Annotated in this window: 28 protein-coding genes; 13 read left to right on the plus strand and 15 right to left on the minus strand. The window is 51.5% G+C overall.

Going from position 1 to position 26,106, the window contains the following annotated elements:
• Window positions 1-32 precede the first annotated feature (32 nt).
• Entirely contained in the window at window positions 33-407 is a 375-nt protein-coding gene (locus ACFVSO_RS23620) for a hypothetical protein (RefSeq protein WP_387478331.1), read from the minus strand.
• A gap of 297 nt (window positions 408-704) precedes the next feature.
• On the opposite strand from ACFVSO_RS23620, the gene ACFVSO_RS23625 reads away from it, so the two are divergent.
• Entirely contained in the window at window positions 705-1,052 is a 348-nt protein-coding gene (locus ACFVSO_RS23625; protein ID WP_387478334.1) for a hypothetical protein, read from the plus strand.
• 133 nt (window positions 1,053-1,185) lie between these two features.
• On the opposite strand, the gene ACFVSO_RS23630 is transcribed toward ACFVSO_RS23625, so the two are convergent.
• A complete protein-coding gene (locus ACFVSO_RS23630; protein WP_387478432.1) occupies window positions 1,186-2,733 on the minus strand; it encodes an FAD-dependent oxidoreductase in 1,548 nt (515 codons plus the stop codon).
• Window positions 2,734-2,879: 146 nt separating this feature from the next.
• Between ACFVSO_RS23630 and ACFVSO_RS23635 the strand changes: the two genes are divergently transcribed.
• From ACFVSO_RS23635 to ACFVSO_RS23645, 3 genes are read left to right on the plus strand one after another with little or no spacing between them, the layout of a single operon-like run.
• Complete coding sequence (locus ACFVSO_RS23635) at window positions 2,880-3,668, plus strand: MerR family transcriptional regulator (protein WP_387478337.1); 789 nt, start codon at window positions 2,880-2,882, stop codon at window positions 3,666-3,668.
• Window positions 3,649-3,999, plus strand: a complete 351-nt coding sequence (locus ACFVSO_RS23640) for a DMT family transporter (RefSeq protein ID WP_387478339.1) — start codon at window positions 3,649-3,651, stop codon at window positions 3,997-3,999. The genes ACFVSO_RS23635 and ACFVSO_RS23640 overlap by 20 nt, the downstream gene beginning before the upstream one ends.
• Window positions 3,999-4,313: a DMT family transporter gene (locus ACFVSO_RS23645; protein ID WP_387478342.1), complete on the plus strand. Its 315-nt coding sequence runs from the start codon at window positions 3,999-4,001 to the stop codon at window positions 4,311-4,313. Before ACFVSO_RS23640 ends, ACFVSO_RS23645 begins: the two co-directional genes overlap by 1 nt.
• Here ACFVSO_RS23645 and ACFVSO_RS23650 read toward each other — a convergent pair.
• From ACFVSO_RS23650 to ACFVSO_RS23660, 3 genes are all read right to left on the minus strand, one after another.
• Entirely contained in the window at window positions 4,306-4,704 is a 399-nt protein-coding gene (locus tag ACFVSO_RS23650; protein ID WP_387478345.1) for a hypothetical protein, read from the minus strand. The genes ACFVSO_RS23645 and ACFVSO_RS23650 overlap by 8 nt on opposite strands.
• Window positions 4,701-5,336, minus strand: a complete 636-nt coding sequence (locus tag ACFVSO_RS23655; RefSeq protein ID WP_387478348.1) for an ImmA/IrrE family metallo-endopeptidase — start codon at window positions 5,334-5,336, stop codon at window positions 4,701-4,703. Before ACFVSO_RS23655 ends, ACFVSO_RS23650 begins: the two co-directional genes overlap by 4 nt.
• Window positions 5,337-5,848: 512 nt before the next feature.
• The gene (locus ACFVSO_RS23660) at window positions 5,849-6,268 is read right to left on the minus strand and encodes a helix-turn-helix domain-containing protein (RefSeq protein WP_387478351.1); all 420 of its coding nucleotides are present in this window, start codon (window positions 6,266-6,268) and stop codon (window positions 5,849-5,851) included.
• 200 nt (window positions 6,269-6,468) lie between these two features.
• Here ACFVSO_RS23660 and ACFVSO_RS23665 point away from each other — a divergent pair, with 200 nt between their 5' ends.
• The 5 genes from ACFVSO_RS23665 to ACFVSO_RS23685 all read left to right on the plus strand — a co-directional run bounded on the left by ACFVSO_RS23665 (window position 6,469) and on the right by ACFVSO_RS23685 (window position 11,854).
• Window positions 6,469-6,957: a hypothetical protein gene (locus ACFVSO_RS23665; RefSeq protein WP_387478354.1), complete on the plus strand. Its 489-nt coding sequence runs from the start codon at window positions 6,469-6,471 to the stop codon at window positions 6,955-6,957.
• A gap of 723 nt (window positions 6,958-7,680) precedes the next feature.
• Window positions 7,681-9,030, plus strand: coding sequence for a glycosyltransferase family 2 protein (locus tag ACFVSO_RS23670; RefSeq protein WP_387478435.1), 1,350 nt, complete (start codon window positions 7,681-7,683; stop codon window positions 9,028-9,030).
• Between the two features lie 23 nt (window positions 9,031-9,053).
• Window positions 9,054-10,166 (plus strand): acyltransferase, encoded by a 1,113-nt coding sequence (locus ACFVSO_RS23675; protein WP_387478357.1) that lies wholly within the window; start codon window positions 9,054-9,056, stop codon window positions 10,164-10,166.
• Window positions 10,167-10,171: 5 nt separating this feature from the next.
• Complete coding sequence (locus ACFVSO_RS23680; RefSeq protein ID WP_387478359.1) at window positions 10,172-11,329, plus strand: glycoside hydrolase family 18 protein; 1,158 nt, start codon at window positions 10,172-10,174, stop codon at window positions 11,327-11,329.
• 126 nt (window positions 11,330-11,455) lie between these two features.
• Window positions 11,456-11,854, plus strand: a complete 399-nt coding sequence (locus ACFVSO_RS23685; protein ID WP_387478361.1) for a hypothetical protein — start codon at window positions 11,456-11,458, stop codon at window positions 11,852-11,854.
• A 68-nt stretch (window positions 11,855-11,922) separates the two neighbouring features.
• On the opposite strand, the gene ACFVSO_RS23690 is transcribed toward ACFVSO_RS23685, so the two are convergent.
• Window positions 11,923-12,570, minus strand: a complete 648-nt coding sequence (locus ACFVSO_RS23690; protein WP_387478363.1) for an NUDIX hydrolase — start codon at window positions 12,568-12,570, stop codon at window positions 11,923-11,925.
• Window positions 12,563-13,030, minus strand: a complete 468-nt coding sequence (gene mscL, locus ACFVSO_RS23695) for a large-conductance mechanosensitive channel protein MscL (protein WP_387478365.1) — start codon at window positions 13,028-13,030, stop codon at window positions 12,563-12,565. Before mscL ends, ACFVSO_RS23690 begins: the two co-directional genes overlap by 8 nt.
• Before the next feature lie 214 nt (window positions 13,031-13,244).
• On the opposite strand from mscL, the gene ACFVSO_RS23700 reads away from it, so the two are divergent.
• Together ACFVSO_RS23700 and ACFVSO_RS23705 are read left to right on the plus strand one after the other, a co-directional pair.
• Window positions 13,245-15,026 carry an ATP-binding protein gene (locus ACFVSO_RS23700; RefSeq protein ID WP_387478367.1) on the plus strand — a complete coding sequence of 594 codons (1,782 nt, stop codon included), beginning with the start codon at window positions 13,245-13,247 and terminating at the stop codon, window positions 15,024-15,026.
• Window positions 15,027-15,125: 99 nt separating this feature from the next.
• Window positions 15,126-16,244 carry a DNA alkylation repair protein gene (locus tag ACFVSO_RS23705; protein ID WP_387478369.1) on the plus strand — a complete coding sequence of 373 codons (1,119 nt, stop codon included), beginning with the start codon at window positions 15,126-15,128 and terminating at the stop codon, window positions 16,242-16,244.
• 63 nt (window positions 16,245-16,307) lie between these two features.
• On the opposite strand, the gene ACFVSO_RS23710 is transcribed toward ACFVSO_RS23705, so the two are convergent.
• The 6 genes from ACFVSO_RS23710 to ACFVSO_RS23735 all read right to left on the minus strand — a co-directional run bounded on the left by ACFVSO_RS23710 (window position 16,308) and on the right by ACFVSO_RS23735 (window position 20,217).
• Complete coding sequence (locus ACFVSO_RS23710) at window positions 16,308-16,601, minus strand: transposase (RefSeq protein WP_387478371.1); 294 nt, start codon at window positions 16,599-16,601, stop codon at window positions 16,308-16,310.
• Window positions 16,602-16,640: 39 nt separating this feature from the next.
• Window positions 16,641-16,784, minus strand: a complete 144-nt coding sequence (locus ACFVSO_RS23715) for a hypothetical protein (RefSeq protein ID WP_387478373.1) — start codon at window positions 16,782-16,784, stop codon at window positions 16,641-16,643.
• A gap of 88 nt (window positions 16,785-16,872) precedes the next feature.
• A complete protein-coding gene (locus tag ACFVSO_RS23720; protein ID WP_387478375.1) occupies window positions 16,873-17,229 on the minus strand; it encodes a hypothetical protein in 357 nt (118 codons plus the stop codon).
• Between the two features lie 11 nt (window positions 17,230-17,240).
• Window positions 17,241-17,849, minus strand: a complete 609-nt coding sequence (locus tag ACFVSO_RS23725; RefSeq protein WP_387478377.1) for a TVP38/TMEM64 family protein — start codon at window positions 17,847-17,849, stop codon at window positions 17,241-17,243.
• Entirely contained in the window at window positions 17,849-19,015 is a 1,167-nt protein-coding gene (locus ACFVSO_RS23730) for an MFS transporter (protein ID WP_387478380.1), read from the minus strand. The genes ACFVSO_RS23725 and ACFVSO_RS23730 overlap by 1 nt, the downstream gene beginning before the upstream one ends.
• Before the next feature lie 32 nt (window positions 19,016-19,047).
• Window positions 19,048-20,217 (minus strand): MGDG synthase family glycosyltransferase, encoded by a 1,170-nt coding sequence (locus tag ACFVSO_RS23735; RefSeq protein WP_387478383.1) that lies wholly within the window; start codon window positions 20,215-20,217, stop codon window positions 19,048-19,050.
• A 131-nt stretch (window positions 20,218-20,348) separates the two neighbouring features.
• Here ACFVSO_RS23735 and ACFVSO_RS23740 point away from each other — a divergent pair, with 131 nt between their 5' ends.
• Entirely contained in the window at window positions 20,349-21,329 is a 981-nt protein-coding gene (locus ACFVSO_RS23740) for an aldo/keto reductase (RefSeq protein WP_387478386.1), read from the plus strand.
• 74 nt (window positions 21,330-21,403) lie between these two features.
• Here ACFVSO_RS23740 and ilvA read toward each other — a convergent pair whose 3' ends face one another.
• A complete protein-coding gene (gene ilvA, locus ACFVSO_RS23745; protein WP_387478389.1) occupies window positions 21,404-22,672 on the minus strand; it encodes a threonine ammonia-lyase IlvA in 1,269 nt (422 codons plus the stop codon).
• 137 nt (window positions 22,673-22,809) lie between these two features.
• On the opposite strand from ilvA, the gene ACFVSO_RS23750 reads away from it, so the two are divergent.
• Complete coding sequence (locus ACFVSO_RS23750; protein ID WP_387478392.1) at window positions 22,810-23,358, plus strand: hypothetical protein; 549 nt, start codon at window positions 22,810-22,812, stop codon at window positions 23,356-23,358.
• 64 nt (window positions 23,359-23,422) lie between these two features.
• Here the strand turns inward: ACFVSO_RS23750 and ACFVSO_RS23755 are convergent.
• Window positions 23,423-26,106: beta strand repeat-containing protein (locus ACFVSO_RS23755; RefSeq protein ID WP_387478395.1), on the minus strand; the 2,684-nt coding region annotated here is incomplete at its 5' end.

A 26,106-nucleotide genomic window follows, 5' to 3' on the forward strand; every position in this document is an offset into this window, starting at 1 on the left:
GTCGAGGAATAGGGCGGTGTTTGTCTTTATCGCTATACGAGTGCGCCTTCCTCTTGCACAATGGCCATTGCTTTATCGAAGTCGTCAGCTTCGATGACAATGGTAAGCAGAATATTACGGCCCGATGTCTCGTTGTCTTCTCCGCCAGAGCTCATACCGCTGGCACTGACACTCGCAGATGCTAAAATTCCAGCGTCGGGGTCTGGGAAATCCCCACCTAATGTGAGACTGGCCAAGCTGTCAAAGTAGCTGGTTATTGGATTCATGATGCGGTCAACACCGTCGCCTGAATGCCCGTCGAACCGGTCTATCGAGCTATCCACGAGCCTCAAGCCCTGTATTCGCTGAAGCGCTTTTTCGGCTTGTTCGGGACTATAGAAGTAAGCCAATATATTTTTCTCTGCCATCAGTTGGACTCCTTAAATAGTAAATGGTTTAGTTTTCCGAATCAAAAAATCCGGCAATAGTCTTTATCATGTTCGGCTCCATGAGGAAGTATGCGCAGATCGAGTATAAGGTCTGTATCATCTTCATTGGCATAAACACTTGTTAAGCTGGATGTATAACTGCTCGTATTTACAGGGAGCATCCATGAAGTGAGTTTTACCAGTTTACATGTTTTGAAATTTCTGTATGATTTCATTCCCCTTGAAAGATAATAAGTTGGGCTACACCCACAAACTTTCGAGGAGGCAACATTACACATGAATAACTTTCAATCCGGCAATGCATCCAGCCAGGTGAATCAAATTGAAGGCATTGTGCAGCAATTGATTCAACAAACGCAGCAAGCATCCGCTCAATATCAACAATTGTTGAAGCAAGAGCAGGAGAACGCGCAGCTTCTTCAACAACTTGCTCAACGCGAGCAGCAAGCAGCGCAAACGATTCAAACAGCTCTTCAAGGACACCAGACTGCAGTTCAACAAATGCAGCATATCACAAACCTGTGCAACCAAATTTCCCATTCGACTGTATCAACAGGCAGCTATGCAGCAAACACTCAACAGCCATACTCGAATTACGGCAGCTCCAGCTACTATCGTCAATAAGACAACGGTGACTGGCGTCATAATGGGATAACTCCCAGTTCGTCTAAGTAAAACGGCAAGTTCCACTTTACATAGGGAACTCCAAAGAAGAACCCCTAGGATCGTAATTCGTCCAAGGGGTTCTTTGCTTGCGTTAATGCTGCTCGGAGAGAAGAGGGAGAGGGCGTTCTGCCGGTCCTTCCAGCACCTCGCCTGTAATGGAGAATCTTGATCCATGACATGGACAGTCCCATGTGCGTTCCCCGTCATTCCATTCTACTTCGCAGCCCATATGGGTGCATGTCGTGTCCACGATGTACAGCTTGTCTTCTTTATCCCGGTAGGCGCCAGCTCTGCGACCGTGCAAGGTGACAGCGGCTCCCTCGTCCCGTTCCAAGTCATCTGGCGTACGGCGAACCATCTCCAGCTTGCCGCCGATCAAATGCTTGGCAACGTCGAAGTTGTCGACGACCAGGTTTTTGAGCGTCTTCACCGAAAGTGATCTGGAAGGAGAGAACAGCTCCGTATAGCGACTTTCCTTCTCCTGAATGAGATCGCTGATGATCATCGCGGCAGCTGTGCCTGTCGTCATGCCCCACTTTTTGTAACCGGTAGCGATATAGATATTGGACTTGGATTCAGCGTCCGTAATCGGTCCGATATACGGTAGCTTATCCCCTGTGACGAGGTCTTGCGCCGACCAACGATACACGATTTCCTCTGTCTTAAATTGGCGGGCAGCATACTCCTGCAAGGCTTCATAGTGGTTAATGGTGCAAATGCCTTGTCCCGTCTTATGCTTCTGTCCGCCGATGATGAGAAGAGGCGACCCGTCCTCTGCGGTCGCGCTTCTTATGGAACGCTTAGGATCTTCGGCGCTGATATACATGCCGCCTGGATAATCCAGAGTAGATGTGACGCCAAGCGCATAAGAACGCTCCGCATGCATGCGGGTGAAGAAAAATCCGTATCCATCGTAAAACGGGAAGTGCGAGCAAATCGCCACATGTCTGCATGTAACCGCATGTCCGTCGACTGTTCTGACCGTGGGCAGCTGCCCTTTTTCGATATCAATAGCTGTTGTGCCTTCGTATATATGTCCTCCCGCTTCTGTAATTTCTCGTACCAGCGCCTCCAGGTAACGGAGCGGATGGAACTGGGCTTGGTCGTTCATCTTCACGGCAGCCTTCGAAGGCAGGTTTGTCAACGGGATATGATCGAGATATGCGCCATGAATGCCGAGTGCCTCATATGCGGCCATCTCGTTCTCCAGCTTGCGGACATCGTCATCCGAGTTGGTGAATACATAAGCATCTTGTTTCAAAAAACCACAGTCGATTGCGTGCTGATTCACTGTGCGTTCAATAAAACGGAGCGCATCCTGATTGGCTTGAAAATAAAGGGAAGCCTTCTCCTTGCCTTCCTGCTTCATAAGCTCATCGTAGATCAGATCGTGCTGCGCGGTTATTTTCGCCGTCGTATGGCCGGTTGTTCCATGAAGCAGCTTGCCGGCTTCGAGCAATACGACGCTAAGGCCTGCTTTTGCAAGCAAATAAGCGGTGGTAATACCGGAGATACCTCCTCCAATAACAGCTACATCGGCTTCTGTATCATGCTGAAGCTTGGTGTAGGCGGGAAGTCCCTTGAGCGATCGGAGCCAGTAGGATTCCGGGTAAGTTGGCAGCGGTGGCAATTTGGCCATCATGATCCCCTTCCTGAAGTAAGTGCTTCCTTCATTCCTTCCCTAAATCCGGCATTCTATTCGATCATCTGTCTGTACAAAAAAGAAGAGTTGACTCTTACGTATACTGGAGAGTTTATAATGGGATCAGAAAGGAGGCGGAGCGTATGTATTCCATCGGCCAATTGTCCAAAAAAACCGGCATCTCCATTCGAGCGCTGCGCTATTATGACGATTTAGGGTTGCTCAAGCCGGCCAAAGTGGCGGAATCGGGCTACCGCTATTATTCCAATGAGGAGATTCGTCTGCTCCAGCATATCACGGCACTCAAGGAGCTTGGCTTCACGCTGGCTTCGATCAAGGAACTGTTATCCGAGGGCAAGGATTCAACAAACCAAGAGCAGCGCTGGATGTCCTATCTGGATGTGGAGTTGAAGGCGATCGAGCAGGAGCGGGCACGGCTGGACCATATGGAAAAGCTGCTTCAAACCGCAAAGCATGCTCTTGTGATTAAAGGGGAATTTGACCCGGAAGATATCTTCTTGTTTATCCGCGCGGTCCAGTCGCCGACGGAAATACGGGATCATTTTTTGGCGCAGCATTTTACCGAAAGAGAGATTGCGATTATTAAAAAACTGCCGGATCTCAGCTCCAAGGACCCTCGTGCGATGAAATGGGCACAGCTCATACGTACCGTTAAGATGCATATGGACGAGCCGCCCTCGTCTGCTGTTTCGCAGCAGCTTGCTGCAGAGATGATGGAGATTACGATGGAGTGGTTCGAGCAGGACGAGGTTTTGCTAGAGAAGTATTGGACCTTAATTCGCCCGGACGAAGGAATGGACTCGAAAGTGTATGCCCTCGATACCGGTGTAATGGACCATATCGATCGCATTGTCGACTGGTATTTGCAGCATGGGGAAGGAGCGGCTTCAAATGACGGAGAAGATAAATAAACCGATTAGCGAAGGCAGGGCTTGGGCGTATGTGGTTATCGGAGGTATGCTCGAAATCGTATGGGCCAGCGGCTTTAAGTATGAAGCCATTCCGTCTTTGGTCGTGCTGATCGCCTTGCTGACCAGCTTCGACCTCATTATTCGGGCTGCCAAGGTGCTTCCGGTCGGTACGGTATATGCTGTGTTTGCGGGAATGGGGACGCTTGGCACGACCATTATGGAGATGATTCTGTCTGGCGAAGCTGTGAGGCCGCTGCGAATTCTTTTTATTTTGCTGCTGCTAGCCTGCATGATCGGGCTGAAACTGACGGCGAAAGGAAGTGAGCGCTAATGGATTGGCTTATGCTTATTGCCGCAGGGTTATTCGAAATCGCTGGTGTAATCGGCATTAAACGCGTTGCGCAGAACAATAACTGGACGAACAATCTTATTCTGATTGGCGGATTTATCATCAGCTTTCAGCTATTGATTCAAGCCATGGGGACGATACCGCTGGCGACGGCTTATGCAGTGTGGACAGGAATCGGCACGGTCGGAGCGGCTGTCATCGGCATGATTTTTTTCAAAGAACCGAAGAGCTGGCTCCGAATCGGCTGTATTCTCGGTATTATTTTTTCTGTCGTTGGGTTGAAGCTCGTTAGCTAAAGGACAACCGATCCCATTGAACCTGGCGGCGCACCTCAAATTGCAGGGTTTCTTCAATATCAGAGATGCGGAGCATCAGCCGTGACAAATCGTGGAGAGAGAAAGGATGCTCGGCCATGGCTGCAATCCGCTTGGCGTAAGCGCTAAGCGCAGGAAGATGGATGCCGAATACGGATGGATCATCGATATTGCGGACATAGACATGATCAGGAACTGACAAGGCCATGTTCTCCATGTCATAGTCTTCAAACAAATATTGCTCGAACGGCGCATCCAGTCTTATATATAGCGTATTGTTCCAGTCAAGGGATTCCGTTTCTTCAATCATCAGCCATATTGGCAGGGGTTGGCCTGTATCGCCGTCCTGTTCGTAGAAGACCGCTATTCTCATCGCGGGCTGATCGCTCCTTTCTTTTCATAGGTTTGCCGCTGCAACTGCATGAGCAGCTTGGTTGTCGCATCGGAGTAGCCGTGCTTGAAGGCGGGCAGGGTAGCCAATCGGGCACGGAGATTGCGGTCTCGCCGTTCCTGGTTCATCCGTCTGGTGATTCGCTCAAGTCGTGCTTGCGCGAAGTGGGCTGGCACGCCGAATGTCTCGGCTAATTGACGGTAACAAGAAGGCGGCTGATTCTGAATAGCCGTTACATCTCTGAGCATATGGAGAGGCATGGCGCTGTACTGCTGGAATAGCCCTGCTTGCGTCTCCTGCAGGCTTACGAAGGAGGGAGGAAGCTCTCTCTGATTGCCGGCATGCAGCGCAGGATGGCACAGCTCATGAAAAAAAGCGAGGCGCTGCTCATAACGATCCAAATGTATGTTTAAGAAAATTAGACAGTCCCCGTCTTCATCATAAAGAACCTTCGTCTCACCCTCCGTATAAGCGATGAATGTGTCAAAGAGGGAAGCGATATGATCCAAATCCTCCAAATCCCCGGGAGTTTGAATGCCCCCCTCCTCGTATTTGGCTTGAATCCACAGCTCCATTGCTGTAGGTCGATAGAGTTCAAAGTTCAGAATCTCCATGCCGCTCCTCCTCATTTAAGAATGTATGTTCGCTTATTAGCCGAAAAATAAAACCCCTTGGGGTTTATTGACAGCCGCCTCTATTGAGTAGCTGCATTGGAAGTCGCATGCAAGCCGAGAAACTCGGCTTAGAGCTCCTGTGTGGCAGGGAAGGTTGTCTGTAAGCCGAGAAACTCGGCTTAGAGCGACCGCGCCGCAGTGAAAGCTGTCTGCAAGCCGAGAAACTCGGCTTAGAGTGCCTGCGTGGCAGTGAAAGCTGACTGCAAGCCGAGAAACTCGGCTTAGAGTGCCTGCGTGTCAGTGAAAGCTGCCTGCAAGCCGAGAAACTCGGCTTAGAGCGTCCGCGCCGCAGTGAAAGCTGTCTGTAAGCCGAGAAACTCGGCTTAGAGTTCCTGCGTGGCAGTGAAAGCTGTCTGCAAGCCGAGAAACTCGGCTTATAGTACCTGCGCATCAGGAAAAAAATAGCTAAGATTTCGCTCTTGCTTCATTCGTTAGTTCATCTAGTTAAACATTTACTCATTTAAGGATTCCCGATCCCGGCGGCGTTTTTCTTTGAATGCCCGGAACATCTCCAGTTCGCGCTTCAAATGCTCCGCTTCTTCCTCGTCCATTTCTTCAGGCGGGCCGCCTAAGTAGGCAATATACACGCCGGACTCAGGTTGAGCGCCATTGCCGGAAGCCGAGCCTTTTGATGCAGACGAAGATTCATTCTGCAATGCCTTTGGATCGGGATTATCGGAGAGATCCAGCATATAGTCAGCGTTCGTATGGAGCGCGTCTACTAGAGCCGCCAACGTCTCATGCGGCGGAGCGCTGCGCCCTTGCTCGTAGTTGCTGATCGCGGCCTTTGTCAGGTTAACTTTGTGCGCTAGCTGCTCTTGCGTGAGCTTATGATGCTTTCTGCGTTCTGTTAACCGATCGGCTCTAAACACGATTATCTCTCCTTAAATGTTTTGCAGTGCAAAACGGGTTGAACTTTTGCTAACTTTATGTACAAGTATATTGTACCATAGTTCTAAGATTTTTCAATAGGAATACAAATATATTGTATTTTAATCTTGACATACAAGATTCTTGTACATAAACTAGAGAAAGTTAGTACAAGAATCATGTACATTGGGGGGTCTATTTTATGATTAGCGGACAAGCGGCATTGGTATATTTGACAAAACCTACAACGGAGGAGAAAAAACAGGTGCAGCGCATGCTGAGGAAATATAGAGAGCTTAAGTTGATAGTGGAAGATTATAAGGCTCATGCTGAATTGCTTAAGCAAACCATCTATGAGAGCGAAATAACGCGTCGGCTAGATAGCGATGAGCTTTATGCGAACAAGACTGTCAACGCGGTGCAGTTGGCCCAGAATCAAAAACGCGCTGCCGAGGAATGCGATCTGATCCGGAGTGCGATTGAAAGAGCCGTCTCTATGATTCCTGATGATGAGACTCGGCAAGCAATCACGTTGCGGTATTTGAAAGGACATACGTATTCGGAAACGCTCTATAATATGAAGCGGGGTGACAAAAGCTCTACCATAGACCGCTGCATGAACGAGGGAATGTTGTCCGTGGCGCACACCTTGAAGACGTGGGGACTACTGAAACGGGATATGAATAGCTAGAGTGAATGAGATGAGTGGAGTGAGATTGATATTTATCGGATATATTTTTCATATTGCATCGCTCGGATGAAGAAAACTTGAGGGTAGATTGGGAGCACTTGGGGCTGTTCCTGTATTAAGCTTTGGTTGTCGAAAAAATAAGAACACGCATTTTCTAATTGAAGGTGATACCCCTGCAGCCTAGTAAGGCAGTGTGGATAAGTATCCCGTTTTATAAGATTTGCTGATACAGAATGTAGACGAATTCGTAAGTATCAAATCATAAACAACGACTACCTTGAGTCAGTCCCACATAAATCTACACAACCAAAAGCCCTCAGGGAGCAGGTGTATCGATTGCCGCAGGCAGGTTCTCCGTTAGAATCATGCCCCGACTTTCTCTAAGAGGGCTCTTTTTCATGCGTAAAAATTACACTCAACGTCATGATAGCTAACGCCTCTTTTTGACAAAAATGTTCACTAATGATTAACACAGGTAGCGAAAAAGGATAAAAGAAAGAGCATTTGTGTAAAAAAGAACCATTGTTATCGTTTTCTTACTTTCAAATCCGATTTTACAGATGAATTCCGTTGGGATAGGGTATTAGAACAAACAAAAAAACAGTTATTGGTTACAAGGGAAAACACTTCTTGATATAGGCTGAACTTGGCTCGAGCTGGCAATTGCCCGGTCTTACCTTCCTAATGACATAAAGTCCCGTAACCAGGAAGGAGTGAATGTCGATGTATTATGTGCTTTATCTAACGACGGCAAGCTTTCTTTTGTTTCAAGTGCTGTACACGGTAGTCCCTCTCCTGTATAGCAAGGTGAAGAAGCTCGATCCCGCATTGGATGAAAAATCTCTGTCTGTCCTAGTGCCGGCTTACAACGAAGAGAGGACGATCCAGAATTGCCTGGACGCGATGGACGGCCTCAACTACCGCAATCACGAGATCATTATCGTGAACGACGGCTCCAAGGACCGCACCTTCGAGCGGTTGCAGGAGTTGCTTGATTTGCGCATCAATTACCGCAAGCCGAATCAACGACTGAAGTATAAGCGGGTCAGGGGTTTTTACCAGTCTGCACTCTACCCGCATATTTACGTAATTGATAAGCTGAATGGCGGCAAAGCGGATTCCCTGAATGCGGGAATCGACTATGCGGATGGCGATATTGTCATTACGCTGGACGCCGACAGCATGCTGGAGGCTAATTCGCTTAAGTATGTGAATCAATACTTTCACGATCCATCGATTGTCGCGCTAGGCGGCACGGTCAAAATCGTGCAAGGGGCAAAGCGCAAAGATGGCGAAATCCACGAGAGCTTTACCGGCAAGGGCATCGTGCGCAGTCAAATGATCAGTTACATCCATAGCTTCTACGTTCGGAAACTGACTCAATCCTATTTCAACTCCATTGTGGTGATTTCCGGTGCGTTTGGCGCTTTCTACAGGGAGCTTATGTATGAAGTGAACGGCTTCCGCAGCACTGTCGGCGAGGATATCGACATCACGCTGAAGATTCACGAGTATATCAAAGCGAATAAGCTGAAACAGCGGCTGGTTTATGCGCCTGAAGCGGTATGCTTCACTGAATGCCCGGAGGATATGAAGAACTTCTACAAGCAGCGCATCCGCTGGCAAAAGGCGTTCGTAGACTGTATTCTCATTTATTGGTCGAAGCTCTCACGGAGCTTTAAGCCGGGCATCAGTGTCTTTTTTGCCATCGACGGGTTCATTCTGGGGACGTTGACGGTGTTTACAACGGTGTTTCATCTGATCGATGCGGCGTTCTCCGGCAGTAATCTGTTCATTGCTTTCCTGCTGTTTATTATTACGATTATCATTAATGCCGTGCAGCTCGGCATATCTTTCCTGCTTTGCAGGAAGTACGGCGGCCATTTCACACTATGGGAGTATGTCAAAATGCTGGCTTTCAGCCAGTACGATCTCATCTCATACAGACTGGTGCTGATGTATATTAACGTCATTGGCACATTCAAATATTTCGATAACGACAACGGCTGGGGCTTTGTCGAGCGCAAGGGCGTCGCATCAATCGGACGCAATACGTCGGCAAGCGCCAGATAACAGATACCGGACGGAGGCAGACCATGAGCAGCGTAAGCATCGCCAAAACGGCGGGAAAACGTATTATTTATATCGATTTATTGCGCATTATTTCTATCGTAGCCGTCATCGTATTGCACATCTCGGCTTCGCTGCTAACCCGCACGAATGATTTTTCGACGACCTCCTGGTGGGTGAGCAATGTATTCAACTCTATCTGCCGATTCGCGGTGCCGGTATTCTTTATGATAAGCGGCGCGATGATTCTGCGCTCGGAAGTGAAATCCTTAAAGGATTTTTATTTGAAAAGGGTGTGGCCGCTCGTCGTAGCCCTGCTTTCCTGGTCGCTTATTTACGGGTTGTTCTACCAGTACTATTTGCTGAAGAGCGACAAGAATGCGCTGGAGTTCATTGCGGACTTCGGATACAAGCTGCTCACCGACCAGAACTACGTGCATCTCTGGTTTCTCTATGCGATTATCGCAGTCTATATGACTGTGCCGCTGATCTCCAAGTTTGTGAAGGCGTGCAGCGAAAAGGATTTGCGCTATTACTTGCTTCTGTGGTTCGTAGTGAGCATCCTATACCGGCTCGTCTCGGATATTGTGTACCGCGCTACGGATCAGTATCTCTATATTCCCAGCATGAATATTCCGTTGTTCATGGGCTATCTCGGCTACTTTATATTAGGATACTATCTGTTCCACTTCGAGCTGCCGACCATATGGAAGCATGTCCTGTACAACCTGGGCATTTTATCGTTTGTCTTGACGCCTGTCCTGACGTATGGGGTATCCAAGCTGAATGGCACGCTGGATGAAATGTTCTACGGCAACTATTCCATCACAAGTTTCCTGATGGCGGTAGGTCTCTTCCTCTTCTTCAAGGAGAAGGATGCAGCGATCTCGCGAAGGACCAACGACAAGGTGCGGAGGGTCATTAGCTCTGTCTCGGCGGCAAGCTTCAGCATCTATCTCGTCCATCTGCTAGTAGAGACAATGGTTGCGCGCAGCGTGGGGGTAGAGGCATCGTTTATCGAGACGGCGGGAAGTCTGATCTTTAATCTGTCAGCAGTCTTCGCAGTCAGTTACATCGCGGTGAAGGTATTGAATCTGAATCGTTATGTGACGGCGATATTATTCGGCGGGAGAGGGTGACGAATTTGAGAGCGAACAAAGCAGTCAAAATCAATGCATGGACGAAACTTATCGTCGCAATCTTATTCATCGGTCTGGCAATCTATTATGTACAGAGCATAGGCGGGGAAGAAAGGCGAGTTAATACCGTTTATATTGAAGCCTGGCGCGATCCGGCGAACGTAAAGCTGTCGGAGAAGGGCGTCGATATCGCGTTTGTCGCCTTTGCGAAGATTGCAGGCACGGACTTGTTCTTTCATGAGGATGAGGCGGCGAACGAGCAGATCAAAAACAATATCAAGCAGATGAAAGAAAACAATCCGAAGACCAAGTTTGTCCTGGCGGTTGGCGGCTACAGTGTGGATGGCTTCTCCGACGCTTCTATGGACGGGACGCGTTACTTGTTCACAGAAAGCATCATCGAGCTGGTGAAGGAGCTGGATCTTGACGGCGTCGATATTGACTGGGAGTTTCCGGCCCATGACGGCTGGGGCACAGTGAAGGCCAGCCCCAAGGATACGGTCAACTTCACGAGCCTGATGAGGGAGCTGCGCGAGAAGCTGAATCTGCTTCCGCATAAAGGGGACAAGCGCTATATCTTGACGTTCGCCGCCGGCTCGCAAGACTGGTATTTTGAGAAGGTGGAGCTGAAGGAAGTAGAGAAGTACGTCGACTACATTAATGTCATGAGCTATGATTTGACCGGTCGCTGGTCGGACAAGACCGGCTTTAACGCCAATCTGTATATGGACAGCCAAGGAAAGTCTCCGCTTAGCATCGACCAGATTATCGCGAGCTACTTGAAGCATGGTGTGGACAGCAAGAAGCTTCTGCTTGGCATACCGGCCTATTCGTACGGTTGGTCGGGTGTGAAGGATGATGGAGATGGCCTCTTCCAGACAGGCGAACCGATTGATATCGTAGAGACGAATCTGAATTACCAAACGATTATGAAGGATTATTTGAACAAAAACGGCTTTAAACGCTACTTCGATGAAAAAGCGAAGGCTGCTTATCTGTATAACGGTGATATCTTCATCAGTTATGAGGATCTGGAAGCCGTGGATGCGAAAATTAAATACATTAAGAAAAAGAATTTGGCCGGCGCCATGGTATGGGAATATGCTCAGGACGCGGAGGACGGCATTATTCAATACTTGACGGACAATCTGAACGAAGATTGATCTTATCCTACTGCAAGGCAAGGGACAGCTGGTCGTATTTTTCAGCATTTGTCGGACATGATCTACCCATACGCCTCTCTTAATCTCGCATATGATGAAGTAAGCATGATAGAGAGGAGGATCTACATGTCCGCAAAAGCAGAAATTAGCGGTTTGAGGAATGGCAGAGGGGTTGCCGGTGTGTCTACTGGACGCCGCAGACATCACAGGAAGCATCATCGCAGACATGATGATTTTGCAGTGGAAGGGATTCAAGATTTGGGCGGCGAGCTGAGCAGATCGTTCGCCAAGCTTCGGAAGCGCTGCAAGGCGCGCAAGCTCGTAGCTGCGATTCGCCGTTGCGACCGCAGAGCGATTAATGAAATATTCGACTGGAAGTGCAGAGAAATTTGCTTCTTCCGGAAGCCTGGTTTTGATTGCGTGAAGATCAGCTGTTGTTCTAGACGAGGCTCAGCAGTGATCACGTTCGACATTTGTGTAAGAAGCTTGAATCGTTGCCATGGCGGCGGCTGTGGTTTCTATTAATTCGCGTGACTTCTCATGAATACGAGAAGCCCGGTCTGCGTTGAGGCAGACCGGGCTTTTCCCGTTTGTCAGGTTAGTTGCGCTAATTGCTTCATGATATCGATATAGTAGGAAGACTCCCGCGGCACGAATTGGTCTGCCCGGATGACGCATGTATCCGGTACAAGCCCCTGTGCATCTGCTGCAGCTTCTCCGGCCAGCTTCATGCCATGTACGGTCAGCTCGTCCGTCGTTCCCTCCCACAGCTTGATCATGTCGGCGATATCCGCCTCATAGATGCCGGCCACTTCTTCGGTCTGCAGGCGGAACTCTGACAGAGGCAGCTCGCATACGAGAGCGAATACGTCGCTTACTTCACGGTCGATAAATGTGACACCGCCAACAAGCCCTTCTGCTTCCTCGCGTATCTGCCCAAGAGGGACAAGCTGATCGAAATCGGCAAGGATGCCGAGCTCCTCTTCAAGCTCCCGGGCTGCGTCCCGGATCGTCTCACCCGCAGTTAGATGGCCAGCTGCCGTAATGTCGAAGCTGCCCGGATTCGTGTCCTTGCAGAGCTGTCTCTGCTGGAACACGACCACGGGACGGCCCTCGACCCGCCGCGTCAGCCAGCAATGGAACGAGCGGTGCCAATACCCATGCTTATGGGTCTCGGAGCGGGCAGCCGTACCGATCGGATTCATCGCTTCATCGTAGATGTCGAATCTCTCCTCAGCCATTCGCGGCTGTCTCCAGCTGCGACGTGCAGTGCTTGCAGCGGGTTGCTTTCATCGGTACCTTGGACAGGCAGTAAGAGCAATCCTTCTCTGTTGGCTCCGCCTTGGCTGCATCCGGATCTTCCTTCTTGCGGCGCAGGGCATTAATGCCTTTGACCATCAGGAAGATACAGAATGCAACAATGACGAAATCGAGCATGACATTTATAAATTGACCGTACTTGATAACAGGTGCGGTAGCCTTTTCGGCTTCACTTAGTAAAGATAGATCTACTAATGGAATCTGCAAATCTCTGAAATCCACTTCACCTAGTATGTATCCAATAGGAGGCATAATAATGTCGTTTACCAGAGAGGTGACGATTTTGCCAAAAGCTCCCCCTATAATTACACCCACCGCAAGGTCCACGACATTGCCGCGCATGGCAAATTCTTTGAATTCACTGAACATCTTTACTTTCATCTTTCTTTCCTCCGTTTTCTACTCAGGTACCCTAGTAACTCTAGTATGAACCAAATCTAGCATTGCTAATCCAGAATAGCAAGACCTAACAAACGGGGCGAATGCCCTAATTCAACAAAAAACGTCAGGACAGCCTCGAAAGAAAAAGGATATTTTGGTAATTTGTCGAACTCACTTAAGATGTAAGATATTCAGCAGCAGAGGAGGAGTGCTAATGAGCCACCCGATATTGTTCGGCAACCCTTACTATTTGCTGCTATCGCTTTCGATCATGTGCTTTGCCTCCTTTACGATGATGAGTATGATTGACCATATGAGACCAAAAGTGGCCCGGCAATCGATCTACTGGATGCTGGGTGCTGCGCTCGTGTTCAGTCTGGGATTGTGGACGATGCATGTTGTATCCATGATGGCCTCCGACTATATGCTGATTGTTGACTGGAGCATGATGGTGACGTTCTTCACATGCGTGGTTACGACCTTTGCAGCCCTATATATCATCTTTCGCCGGCCTGATATCTCGAGGTTATGCGAGAGTATTGCGGCTTTTATATTTGCCTGTTCATCCATGCTGCTGCATTACATGTCTATTCTTTCAAACTCCATTCAGGCTTATTCCATTCATTATGCCTGGTTTGGCCTTTCCTTCGCTGTCAGCTTCGCCGGTGCGTATACCGCTATCCTCTTACTTAAGAAGAAACCTTCATCCTATAAAATGATTAATGGCATCGTGCTTGGAATCTCCAGCATGTCCATGCACCAGATAGGCATGCATGCCGTAACGGTGCAGTATCGCGATATTATGACGATGGAAAGATTCAACGAATATTTGATGCTGCTGGCCTTCATTCTCTGCATGACCACCTTTCTCATCATCAGCTTCAGTCTGACAACTTGGTTCAACATTAAGAAGTTCGCCGTTATGCATGGACGTTACAAGCTTCTCGTGGAAAATTCGATGGACACTATCGCGCTCATCAAGGACGGCAAGTGGGAGTATATGAATCCTTCCGGACTCGCGTTGTTTGAGGCGGGGTATGAACGGGAACTGATTGGTGCCAGTGTCTACGAATTATTGGAGCCGAATCATCATGCCGATATTGCGGAATGGATGGATGCGGAGCTGCCGGCAGACGGAGCACCTGCTCTCACGACTGAGCTGCGGTGGCGGACGCTGCGGGGCAAGCTCATTCATACGGAGATGGTCCGAGTTCGCGCTTCCTTCTATGGGGCTCCGGTCGAGCAAGTCATTATCCGGGATATCTCGGAGAGGAAGAAGAACGAGGAGCTGCTGATTAAAGCCGAGAAGCTATCCATTGCAGGACAATTAGCAGCCGGAATTGCCCATGAGATTCGCAATCCGCTTACCTCGCTCAAAGGCTTCATGCAGCTTCTCTCCTCGGGGCGTATTCATAACAGCCATTATTACGCCATCATGAAGTCCGATCTTATTCAAATCGAGACGATTATCAGCGAACTGCTCATGTTATCGAAGCCGCAAGTGTACGAGTATGCGCATATCGACCTTCAACAGCTGCTCATGGAGGCGGTATCCAGTCTGAGAGCTCATGCCGACAGATATCGGGTCCGCTTGGATTATGGGGAAGTTCAACATCCATTATGGGTGATGGGAGTTGGAACTCAGCTGAAGCAAGTTTTTATTAATGTGATTAGAAATGCGATCGAGTCGATGCAGGACGGCGGTACGGTTCGCGTAGAGGTATGCGTTAGCGATCGGGGAATGGCCATTATCCGCATCCGCGACGAAGGGACGGGCATATCAAAGGAGCAGCTTGCGAAGATGGGACAGCCTTTCTATACGACCAAAGAAAAAGGAACCGGCTTAGGTCTCATGGTTTCCTACAAAATCATCGACAATCATGAGGGTTTTATTTCTGCTGAGAGCGAGCTTGGCATCGGTACAACCTTTACGATCCGTCTGCCTCAGCGCTGTCCGGCAGCCGGCAAGCTGGAACTGCTCAATCGTCATGCATGAGTTGCAATTAATCGCCGATCCATGGTATATCTCTAGTATACAAACATACGTTCCTAAGTGATGGATGGCATTCCATCCTTTCGAAGAAGGAGATTAGAGATGGCGGAGCCGCTAAAGTTGATGTATGACGGTACATTTTTGGAGCAGTTCGGGACAAGGGTGAAGGAAGCTTGGCAGCCGTTCGATGTGCAGCGATTCCTGAATGAGGCCAGGAGAGAGGATTGGGCAGAGCTTGAGCTTAAGCCGCGCATTCGGAGAATTGCTGAAGCGCTCGGAGCCACATTGCCAAGCGATTATCCGGAAGCGCTTGACGTGCTTTATCGAATAGATGAGGATTGTGTGGGTTTTCCATATTTGTACTTTCCTGATTTTGTGGAGGTATATGGCAGAAGGGAAGAGCATTGGGAACGGTCTATGGAAGCGCTGGCGAGGTTCACTCGGCGCTCAAGCGCAGAATTTGCGGTAAGGCCGTTTATTATCGAGCACCCGGAGCGGATGATCCCGCAATTGCTGGAATGGGCCGGCGATCCGGATGAGCATGTAAGGAGACTTGCGAGCGAAGGCTCGAGACCAAGACTGCCTTGGGGACAAGCGATTGAGATGTTTAAGAAGGACCCTTCCCCGATGATACCGATCTTGGAGAAGTTGAAAGCGGACTCGTCCCTGTACGTGCGCAAGAGTGTCGCCAATCATTTGAACGATATCGCTAAGGACCATCCCGAGCTCGTGTTGTCCATTGCCGAGAAGTGGCTGGGACAGCATGAATGGACGGACTGGATTGTCAGACACGCTTGCCGGACGCTGGTGAAGCGGGCCGATCCGCGAGCGATGGCTTTATTCGGTTACGCTTCCCATGACGAATCTGCTGCGTCGCTTGTGCAAGCGGCGGAATTGATGCTTTCGGAATCCGAGATATCAATCGGCGGAGAAGTGAAGCTGCATTATCGTCTTCAGTTCAAAGATAACGGATCGACGGAGCGCTTCAAGTTGCGTGTAGAATATGGAATCGCATTCGTGAAGTCCGGAGGCAAAACCTCGCTGAAGCGCTTCTTGTTATCAGACCGTGAGTTTACCCAAGGTGAGATCATCGATCACAGGCGTGTGCATCGATTTGCAGATCTGACAACGCGCAAGCATTACCCGGGGACACATGTGTTCACGTTATGGGTGAATGGGGCAGAGATTGCCCGAACAGAGCTTCTGCTTCATGATGAATAGAGAGAAGGAAGGAGCGAGGCGCATGCGCCTCGCTCCTTGTTCTTATGGATAGATGGCATGCGATCAATCTTTATCCTTATTGCTTGTCGTATGGCGTCTAGGATGCTGCATGTGCGCTTCAGGGTTGTCGTCGTCATCATGAGGCGTAAGTCTGGGATCAGTGCGCCCTTCATGATGGTTGTCGAATTCAAGCTCGACCTGTCTCCACTCCGTTGATCCGAGCATCGGATCGGCAGGGAAGACGTCGCCCCGCTCAAGCTTCTCGTCCCGTCCCCATTCATTGCGGTACACGCCATCAGCTTCTACCGGCTCGCCGGAGATCGGGTTCATTCGATGGTCTTCATGGGAGTTGCTCATATGCCTTTATCCTCCTTAGGCTGTCTTCAAAAGCTAAGCTTATAGGCCGTGCTTGGGCACAGCGGCACGGTCAGCTTCTGATTGCAGCTCGCTGGCTTGTTCTTTGCTCGTCTTATGACGATCCGCGAGCGACTGAGCCTTGCTTGCTGCTCTCTGGCGATCGGATGGATGTTTGCCTGACATGGGCTATCGCTCCTTTGCAGGAAATATGATCTGTCGTAAGGGAAGATCAGCATTAGTGTGCCACGGGAGAAAGGAAGATATGAGTTCGTTACAACAATCGGAGCTCGCAGGAAGGACAGATGACATCGCGTTCGGTTACTTCCTCGCCGCATCCAGGGCAAGGCTCGCGGTAGGAGGCTAGAGGCTTGCCTGTCTTCAGGGAGGAGGAAGCGTGAGGTTCTTCTTGCTCGTTCCTCAGATGGGCTGGTGTTCCGAAGATGGCTTCCACCATGCCGCGGATACTCTTGTAGTTGTCGGAGTCATCCGACATGACGCGTATGACGAGAAACATGGCTCCGAGCAGTCCGCACGCAAGAATCAGCACAAGAGCTGTCGCCCCGATATTCAGCCAGGAGGCTAACGGGGCAACGGCTGAGTGAGGGTACCAAAGAAATAAGCTTTTCACCTTCAGTCACCTCACCCGTTCACCTGATAACGTTTCTCCAGCGTCTTGCCTCCAAACCACATCACAAGCACAGCCGTAATGGAGACGAATATGCGCCAAGGCTCATTCACCAGGTTGGTAATGTCAAAGCTGATGAGCGAGATGACAAAGATCATAACCGCCTTGCCCATCATTGTCGCCAGCAGGAAGGAATGGAACGGCACTTTGCTAAGCCCGGAAACGACGGTAATAACAACCGATGGCGTAAATGGAAAGCAGGCAAGCAGGAACAGGGGAGTGAAACCCTTCTTCTCTATCCAGTTGAAGAACCGTTCAGACTTTGGAAATCTTCGCATCAGCTTGTTCTTTACATTGCGACCGAGCGCACGGCAGATGAGAAAGACGCAGAGTGCGCCCCCTGTGACCCCAATCCAGGAAAAGAGAAATCCGAGTCCGAATCCATAAATGTTCACATTAGCCGCAATAATGAGAATGAGCGGCAGGAAGGGGAGAAAAGCTTCAATAAAGGGCAGCATAATGCCCGGAATCGGACCGAACTGCGAATAACTCTCCAGCGTCTGCTGAATATGATGAAGGTCCATATTTTTCAAATCATGAATCCAGTCTTGCCAGTTGCTCATCAATTCCTAACCCCGATCTTCTTAAGTGTTAAGTAGTAAAGGCCGATTAGGCCGAATAGGATGGCGCTTGTCCAGAACACAGCGGTCTCTCCGCCCCATAGAGCAATGACGCCGCCTAATATAGGACCGATCATGACGCCCACGCCTTCAAAGGTGGACAATAGCCCCCACCCGACCCCCTCTTGCTTGGGTGGTACATATGTGGCCAACAAAGCGTTCCAGGTCGGCAAGATAGCCGAATAGGATAATCCAAGACCCACCGCTATAACTAAACAATACCAGAATGAAAGTCCCCATGCCAGCATATACAAACCAAAGGCAAAGGCAATAAACCCGACGACGAGGAACCATCTGTTTCCTCCAAGCCTGTCGGACAGCTTGCCCATCGGAATCAAGCCGCCGACAGCGCACAACCCGCCTACCGTCAAAAGAATGGAGTATTGCGCACCGGATAGCCCGAGCTCATGGGTGGCGAAGCCTGGCAAGATCGGGATGAGCATGCTGGCACCGGTGGTCTGCAGAATCATGCCCGGGAGCAGCTGTCTCATGCTGACCAGCTTAACGCGAAGAGCGTGGAGCTGTGCTTTGATCGGGATATGATGATGCGCGGATGCCTTGCTTTTTTTCATAAAGAAGGAAAGCAGGGTGGCAACGACTGACAACACAACGAGCAGGGTATAGGTCAGGTTTGAGCTGTAATCAAGCAGGATATTACAAATAATCGGTCCGCTCCCGAGTCCGAAGAGCCAGATCGTATACAGGAAGCCCATTTGCGTGGCGCGATGCTCCTCGGACACTCTGGTCAGGCATACAATCCAGATGGGGGACATACCTATGCCATAGATGGCTGCCGCGCCGATGAACATCCAGGGAAGATCGGCGAATTGGAGTGCGTAGACGCCTATAAGCGCAATGACCAAGCTAATTTGCACAATCAGACGCGGAGAAAAGCGATCGAGCAAATAACCGATCGCAATCTTGAGCAGCGTATCGGTAATGTAATGGGCGGATATCGCCAGACCGATAACGTCGGGCGACAAGCCGAGGGTACGGGCTCCGTAGATGGGAAGGAGACTGACAAGCACAGCCCCCCGGACAAATTCGACAATAAACAGAATAACGGACAAGAGACGCATATCGGTCCCCATCCAATGATTTTGGCGCATAAGTACGAATAGACTCCTTTCCGCAACCGACGTTAAAAGAAGGAAGCTTTGTCTTGCACATGAGATTTGGTTACAATATCCATTATAATCGTCTCAGCGGCAGAATGGGAGGAGCCCTTTGCTTGAAGGCTCCGAATGCGGAGACGGCTGTTCATGAGCTTGACCGGATCGTTCACCAACTGAAGCACCTGGCGAACTAGTTCATAGCTGTCCCGCGCGATGAATGCTGCACCCTTGGACTGCAGATACAGTGCGTTCTGCTTCTCTTGTCCGGGTACGGGACGATAGAGGAAGGCTGGCAATTCGGCGGCAATGGCTTCAGCTAAGGTAAGACCGCCTGGTTTGGTGATGAGCCCGTCCGCGAGCGCCATTAATTCATGGATACGGTCCGTGTAACCGAATGCCACGAGTCGGTGAGCCGAAGGATGGAAGCGGAAGCGCTCCTCCAGCCTCTCCTTGAGCTGACGGTTATGGCCGCAGACAACGGCGATCTGCGCATGCGGGTCATACAGAAGAAGTTCGCATATGTCATCAATGTTTGGCATGACGCCTTGGGCGCCAGCCATAATAAGTACGGTAGGTCGCCCATATTGAAGTCCGTACCGACTGTACAGCTCATGCGATCGTTCAATAGACCGGAATTCTTTCTTCAGCGGCAATCCGCTCACATGAATCGAGTTAGGACGAATGCCAAGCTGCTGGAGCTCCCGGCCAAGATCCTTTGTGGCGACGTAATAGCGGTTTATGCTGGGATGTACCCATCGGCGATGTAAGTCGAAGTCGGTAATGACCGCATAAGAGGGAATGGATGAAGCAAGCTTCCTCATGCTTTGAATGGCATAGAAGGGGAAGGTGTAGATGACAGCATCAGGCTTCTCCGCCAGCAGCAATTGTTTCACCTTATGGCGCCCGAAGGAATGCAGCCAACTGCCCAGCAGGGAGTTATGCTTCATCGGTTTCGTAATGCCGTACATCCAGCCGTAGAGAAAGGGCAAATGCGTATAGCTTTTGTGATAAAAGCGCTTGGTCATCTCATTCAGCCATGGATGCGATTCCGCCATCAGATCGTACATGACCACCTGGCGGTACCCGGAATCAAGATAGGCATCACGAAGAGCTTTTGCTGCTTGGATATGTCCTTCGCCGTACGAGGCGTAGACAATGAGTAATTTTAATTGCCGGTTATGGGAATGTATCAGCATGACGCACCTCCTACAGCTTAGTCTAAGGATGGTTTGTAACACGAATGTGAACGACATGTGGATCCTTTATATTATTTTTGTAGATTTATTGTAATATCCGTCTCAATTAAAATTGAAAAGGAGCAGCGGACATGAAATATACGTATCTTGGAAATTCCGGATTGAGGGTAAGCAGGCTTTGTCTAGGCACCATGAATTTTGGCGTGGATACGGATGAGAAGGATGCTTTCCGCATTATGGATGCGGCGCTAGATGCCGGCATTAACTTTTTTGATACGGCGAATATCTATGGCTGGGGGACGAACGCCGGGCGTACGGAGGAAATTATCGGACGATGGTTCAAGGGAGGAAGCGGGAGAAGGGAACGCACCGTTCTGGCTACTAAAGTGTATGGCGATATGCATGACACATATGACGGACCTAATCGGGAGCAGGGATTGTCCGCCTACAAAATCCGCAGGCACCTGGAAGGATCGCTTCGACGGTTGCAGACAGACCATATCGAGCTGTATCAAATGCATCATGTAGATCGCAAAGTGAATTGGACAGAGCTATGGGGGGCTTTTGGAACCGCTCAGGCACAAGGGAAAATCGGGTATGTCGGCTCGAGCAACTTTGCCGGTTGGGATATTGCGGTAGCGCAGGGAGAAGCTAAGGCGAGAGGGATACTGGGTCTTGTCTCCGAGCAGCACAAATACAATCTGTTGTGCCGTCTGCCTGAGCTTGAGGTGCTTCCGGCATCGCAGGCTTTGGGATTAGGTATCATTCCGTGGAGCCCGCTCGATGGAGGGTTACTTGCGGGAAATCAGCGCCGCAAGCAGGGCGGCGGCAGAAGGAGCGGGGATGAAAAACGGCTGGTTAAGCATCAGCATCAATTGGAGGCCTATGGCAAGCTATGTGATGAGCTTGGCGAGCCGGAGGATGTTGTGTCGCTTGCATGGCTGCTGGCCAATCCAGCTGTCACCGCTCCGATCATCGGCGTGCGCACCAGCGAGCAATTCGAACGTTCCCTTCGGGCAGTGGAAGTGGAGCTGAGCGAGGAGACGCTGAAGCGAATCGATGAAATATTCCCTGGCCCTGGCGGAGATGCGCCGAGCGCGTATGCCTGGTAATTGATATCGTGAATGAATAGAGAACAGCCCGAGAGTATTCTCTCGGGCTGTTGTACTGCAGCTGGCACAAAGGATCAAATAAGCAGATTGAACAGTACAGGATCCTTATTCAATTCAACAAATTGGAAGCCTTTCTTATGCATGCGTTCAACGAGCGGCTCATAGTCCTCGCGGTGCTTAAGCTCCAGTCCAACTAATGCGGGACCGTTGTCCTTATTCGACTTCTTCGTATATTCGAAGCGGGTAATATCGTCGTTCGGGCCCAGTACCTGATCAAGAAATTCACGAAGCGCCCCTGCTCTTTGGGGGAAGCTGACCATGAAATAATGCTTGTACCCTTCATAGATTAAGGAGCGTTCCTTAATCTCTTGCATGCGGTCCACATCATTATTGCCGCCGCTGACGACACAGATGATCGTCTTGCCGGCAATTTGTTCCCGGTACGCATCCAGAGCCGCAATCGGCAGGGCTCCTGCAGGCTCGGCAACGATGGCGTTTTCGTTATACAGATCAAGAAGCGTCGTACATACTTTGCCTTCCGGTACGGTGATGACATCGTCCAGCAGCTCTTGGCAGATGGAGAACGTCAAGTCGCCGATGCGCTTGACTGCAGCTCCGTCTACGAACTTGTCTATCTTATCAAGCGGCACAACTTCACCCGCATCGAGAGAGGCGCGGAGCGACGGGGCTCCTTCAGGCTCGACCCCTATGATTTGAGTTTGCGGTGCGACGATCTTGATATAAGAGGCTACACCGGCGGCGAGCCCGCCACCTCCGACTGTGACGAAGATATAATCCGGTGCAGTCTCCGCCTTCTCCATTAGCTCTTGACCGACTGTACCGTTGCCGGCAATAATCTTCGGGTCATCGAATGGATGGATGAAGGCGAGTCCGCTGCGCTGACTCTCCGCGATTGCTTCCGCATAAGCGTCATCGAACGTATCGCCGGTCAGAACGACTTCGACCATGTCACCGCCGAAGAAAGATACTTGCTTCACCTTTTGTCTCGGCGTTGTGCTCGGCATGTAGATCTTGCCCGGTATGCCTAATGTCTGGCAGGAGTAGGCTACGCCTTGGGCGTGGTTGCCGGCGCTTGCGCATACGACGCCTTTTACTGTCTCCTCGGGGGAGAGGGAGCGCATCAGATGGTAGGCACCTCTTATTTTGAACGAACGTACGACTTGCAGATCTTCGCGTTTGAGCCAGACCTGGCAGTTGTAGCGTTCCGATAGGACTCGATTAAATTGAAGCGGGGTGCGGGAGATGACATCTTTCAGATGCATTTGAGCCTGTACGATTTCTTCCAGTCTTATATGGTTATAGGATAAGGGATGACTACTCATTGAGAACCTTCCTTCCGTCATTCACTGTACGTCTTGGATAATTAGTGGATTCATTATACCATTATGTCAGGAAGAATGAAGGACTGGCTTCAAAATATCTAATTCGATAGAATAGGAGCTGGACAAGGAGGTAGGGAATGGGGAAATTTATAAAAAGATTGTTTATCACCTTAATTGTTTTGTTGCTGATCGCAGGAGGTGCGGCTTGGTGGTTTTTATCTTATATCGCCCCGGACAAGCCTCTTAATTTGAATTATAATCCGATAGATGTCCGGCAGAAGGCTGTAGATATGGTAAAGCGACTTAAGCCGGAGCTAGTGCTGAGCGAAGCCGAAGTGAACGATTTGATCAAGAAGCATATAGACCGTGATGTAGCTGAGGATGTCAGATTGGACGGCGCGCAATTCGAGCTGGATGGTGACCGGTTGATTGCAGATTTGAACATCACTTACAGAGACAGGATTCCGGCTCAAATCCTTGCCGAATATCGCTTGGAGTGGCAAAATCCCAATCTGGCATTGAGACCTCAATCATTATCGATGAAAGGAATTCAGTTGCCGCTTCGGATGTTGGAGACGATAGTCGTTCCGCTTGATTTGCCGACGGGAGATATGGTCTCTGTTAGTGAAGTGAAGTTTGAGGAAAAACAGGTTAAAGTCTTGTTTAATATTAAGCTGCCGTTCTAACGGCATGAAGAAATCCCTTCCGATCGAAATCGGAAGGGATTTTTTTATATCAGAAGGGAGGGGATTAGGCGATTTGATGAATGGACCATACGATGCCTTCGTTGGATGTGCCGCCAAGCGACAATCCGATCGTCAAGCCGTTGGCTACATAGACCAGACCAATTGTATCGCCAGCGTTAAGGGCGACATCGCCAGCAAGCGTTACTGCGCCGCTGCCCAGGATTGTTCTTAAGCTTAGCAGAAGAGCGATATTGACGTTCAGAATAGGGAAGTCGGCAATAATCAGATCCGTTGTTCCGGGGGAGGTACGCCTCACGCGGAAGGAAGGAAAGATACCGGCTCCTAATGCAATGGAAATAACAGCGGTGGTCGTGTAGTTGACTGTAGCTTTGATCGAATATCTTCCGGTGGTTGGGACAGTGAATGTACCTGTGGTTGCATTAAAAGCGGCATTGCCGTAATAAGGAGCTGTGACGGTCCAGTTGGCAAGTTGGGTATCGGATGACACCGTCGTGTTGTTGATCCTGCCGGAGAAGCCGTTGGTAGCAAAGTTCGGACCTGTGGCTCCCGTAGGCCCTGTAGCCCCTGTATTGCCGGTAGCTCCAGTAGCTCCAGTATCACCTGTGGCGCCAGTTGCGCCTGTATTGCCAGTAGCTCCGGTTGCACCGGTGTTACCTGTAGCCCCGGTCGCGCCTGTATTGCCAGTGGCCCCGGTCGCACCTGTAACACCCTCTGGTCCGGTTGGTCCTGTCGGTCCAGTAGCACCGGCAGCTCCAGTAGCGCCGTCCGCGCCGGTTGGTCCTGTGGGTCCGATTGCTCCAGTAGCGCCGTCGGCGCCAGTCGGCCCTGTGGCTCCATCCGCGCCAGTCGGCCCCGTCGGTCCGGGCGGTCCAGTGGCGCCGTCCGCGCCGGTTGGCCCTGTGGTTCCGGTTGGTCCAGTAGCGCCGTCCGTACCAGTCGGCCCCGTCGGACCTGTTGGTCCAGTAGCGCCGTCCGTACCAGTCGGTCCCGTCGGACCTGTTGGTCCAGTAGCGCCGTCGGCGCCAGTAGGCCCCGTCGGTCCGGGCGGTCCAGTGGCGCCGTCCGCGCCGGTTGGCCCTGTGGGTCCGAATGCTCCAGTAGCGCCGTCAGCGCCAGTAGGCCCCGTCGGTCCGGGCGGTCCAGTGGCGCCGTCCGCGCCAGTTGGCCCTGTGGGTCCGAATGCTCCAGTAGCGCCGTCTGCGCCAGTAGGCCCCGTCGGTCCGGGCGGTCCAGTGGCGCCGTCCGCGCCGGTTGGTCCAGTAGCGCCGTCTGCGCCAGTAGGCCCAGTGGGTCCGGTGGCTCCAGTAGCGCCATCCGCGCCAGTTGGCCCTGTGGTTCCGGTTGATCCGGTAGCTCCGGTGGCTCCATCGGCGCCGGTTGGCCCTGTCGGCCCGGTAGCTCCAGTAGCGCCGTCCGCGCCAGTTGGCCCTGTGGTTCCGGTTGGTCCAGTGGCGCCGTCTGCGCCAGTTGGCCCAGTGGGTCCGGTGGCTCCAGTAGCGCCATCCGCGCCAGTTGGCCCTGTCGGTCCGGTAATGCCGTCGGCGCCAGTTGGTCCCGTCGGACCTGTTGGTCCAGTAGCGCCATCTGCACCGGTTAGCCCAGTGGGTCCGGTGGCTCCAGTCGCTCCAGTGGCTCCATCGGGACCAGTTGGCCCTGTCGGACCTGTTGGTCCAGTAGCGCCGTCTGAGCCAGTTGGCCCTGTAGCTCCTGTGGCTCCATCGGCACCAGTTTGGCCCGTGGGTCCGGTTGGTCCAGTAGCGCCATCAACGCCAGTTGGTCCCGTCGGACCGGTACTTCCAGTAGCGCCGTCTGCGCCAGTTGGCCCTGTTGGACCGGTAGCCCCAGTGGCACCGTCGGCACCAGTTGGTCCTGTCGCTCCGTTGGCTCCATCGGCGCCGGTTGGCCCTGTCGGACCTGTTGGTCCAGTGACGCCGTCTGCGCCAGTTGGCCCCGTCGGACCTGTTGGTCCAGTGGCGCCGTCTGCACCAGTTGGCCCTGTGGGGCCGGTTGGTCCAGTAGCACCGTCCGCACCAGTTGGTCCTGTCGATCCGGTAGCTCCAGTAGCGCCGTCCGCGCCGGTTGGCCCTGTTGGACCGGTAGCCCCAGTGGCGCCGTCCGCACCAGTTGGTCCTGTCGATCCGGTAGCTCCAGTAGCGCCGTCCGCACCTGTCAATCCGGTGGCTCCAGTAGCGCCGTCTGTACCAGTTGGCCCCGTCGGTCCGGTTGGTCCAGTGGCGCCGTCTGTACCAGTTGGCCCTGTGGTTCCGGTTGGTCCAGTAGCGCCGTCCGCACCAGTTGGCCCCGTCGGACCTGTTGATCCAGTAGAGCCATCCGCGCCGGTTGGCCCTGTTGGACCGGTAGTCCCAGTGGCACCGTCCGCACCAGTTGGTCCTGTCGATCCGGTAGCTCCAGTAGCGCCGTCCATACCAGTTGGCCCAGTGGGTCCGGTCGCTCCGTTGGCTCCATCGGCGCCGGTTGGCCCTGTCGGACCAGTTGGTCCAGTGACGCCGTCTGCGCCAGTTGGCCCTGTGGGGCCGGTGGCTCCAGTAGCGCCATCAATGCCAGTTAGCCCTGTTGGACCGGTAGCTCCGGTGGCACCGTCCGCACCAGTTGGTCCTGTGGTTCCGGTTGGTCCAGTAGCGCCGTCCATACCAGTTGGCCCAGTGGGTCCGGTCGCTCCGTTGGCTCCATCGGCGCCGGTTGGCCCTGTCGGACCAGTTGGTCCAG

Origin of the sequence: Paenibacillus sp. NPDC057967, from assembly GCF_042887015.1 — a bacterium.
GTDB lineage: Bacteria > Bacillota > Bacilli > Paenibacillales > Paenibacillaceae > Pristimantibacillus.

Bases quoted from the DNA above. Each gene is read 5' to 3' on its own strand.
- ACFVSO_RS23620 (WP_387478331.1), bottom strand. From the start codon at position 407: ATGGCAGAGAAAAATATATTGGCTTACTTCTATAGTCCCGAACAAGCC.
- ACFVSO_RS23625 (WP_387478334.1), top strand. From the start codon at position 705: ATGAATAACTTTCAATCCGGCAATGCATCCAGCCAGGTGAATCAAATT.
- ACFVSO_RS23630 (WP_387478432.1), bottom strand. From the start codon at position 2,733: ATGGCCAAATTGCCACCGCTGCCAACTTACCCGGAATCCTACTGGCTC.
- ACFVSO_RS23635 (WP_387478337.1), top strand. From the start codon at position 2,880: ATGTATTCCATCGGCCAATTGTCCAAAAAAACCGGCATCTCCATTCGA.
- ACFVSO_RS23640 (WP_387478339.1), top strand. From the start codon at position 3,649: ATGACGGAGAAGATAAATAAACCGATTAGCGAAGGCAGGGCTTGGGCG.
- ACFVSO_RS23645 (WP_387478342.1), top strand. From the start codon at position 3,999: ATGGATTGGCTTATGCTTATTGCCGCAGGGTTATTCGAAATCGCTGGT.
- ACFVSO_RS23650 (WP_387478345.1), bottom strand. From the start codon at position 4,704: ATGAGAATAGCGGTCTTCTACGAACAGGACGGCGATACAGGCCAACCC.
- ACFVSO_RS23655 (WP_387478348.1), bottom strand. From the start codon at position 5,336: ATGGAGATTCTGAACTTTGAACTCTATCGACCTACAGCAATGGAGCTG.
- ACFVSO_RS23665 (WP_387478354.1), top strand. From the start codon at position 6,469: ATGATTAGCGGACAAGCGGCATTGGTATATTTGACAAAACCTACAACG.
- ACFVSO_RS23670 (WP_387478435.1), top strand. From the start codon at position 7,681: ATGTATTATGTGCTTTATCTAACGACGGCAAGCTTTCTTTTGTTTCAA.
- ACFVSO_RS23675 (WP_387478357.1), top strand. From the start codon at position 9,054: ATGAGCAGCGTAAGCATCGCCAAAACGGCGGGAAAACGTATTATTTAT.
- ACFVSO_RS23685 (WP_387478361.1), top strand. From the start codon at position 11,456: ATGTCCGCAAAAGCAGAAATTAGCGGTTTGAGGAATGGCAGAGGGGTT.
- ACFVSO_RS23690 (WP_387478363.1), bottom strand. From the start codon at position 12,570: ATGGCTGAGGAGAGATTCGACATCTACGATGAAGCGATGAATCCGATC.
- mscL (WP_387478365.1), bottom strand. From the start codon at position 13,030: ATGAAAGTAAAGATGTTCAGTGAATTCAAAGAATTTGCCATGCGCGGC.
- ACFVSO_RS23700 (WP_387478367.1), top strand. From the start codon at position 13,245: ATGAGCCACCCGATATTGTTCGGCAACCCTTACTATTTGCTGCTATCG.
- ACFVSO_RS23705 (WP_387478369.1), top strand. From the start codon at position 15,126: ATGGCGGAGCCGCTAAAGTTGATGTATGACGGTACATTTTTGGAGCAG.
- ACFVSO_RS23710 (WP_387478371.1), bottom strand. From the start codon at position 16,601: ATGAGCAACTCCCATGAAGACCATCGAATGAACCCGATCTCCGGCGAG.
- ACFVSO_RS23715 (WP_387478373.1), bottom strand. From the start codon at position 16,784: ATGTCAGGCAAACATCCATCCGATCGCCAGAGAGCAGCAAGCAAGGCT.
- ACFVSO_RS23725 (WP_387478377.1), bottom strand. From the start codon at position 17,849: ATGAGCAACTGGCAAGACTGGATTCATGATTTGAAAAATATGGACCTT.
- ACFVSO_RS23730 (WP_387478380.1), bottom strand. From the start codon at position 19,015: ATGCGCCAAAATCATTGGATGGGGACCGATATGCGTCTCTTGTCCGTT.
- ACFVSO_RS23735 (WP_387478383.1), bottom strand. From the start codon at position 20,217: ATGCTGATACATTCCCATAACCGGCAATTAAAATTACTCATTGTCTAC.
- ACFVSO_RS23740 (WP_387478386.1), top strand. From the start codon at position 20,349: ATGAAATATACGTATCTTGGAAATTCCGGATTGAGGGTAAGCAGGCTT.
- ilvA (WP_387478389.1), bottom strand. From the start codon at position 22,672: ATGAGTAGTCATCCCTTATCCTATAACCATATAAGACTGGAAGAAATC.
- ACFVSO_RS23750 (WP_387478392.1), top strand. From the start codon at position 22,810: ATGGGGAAATTTATAAAAAGATTGTTTATCACCTTAATTGTTTTGTTG.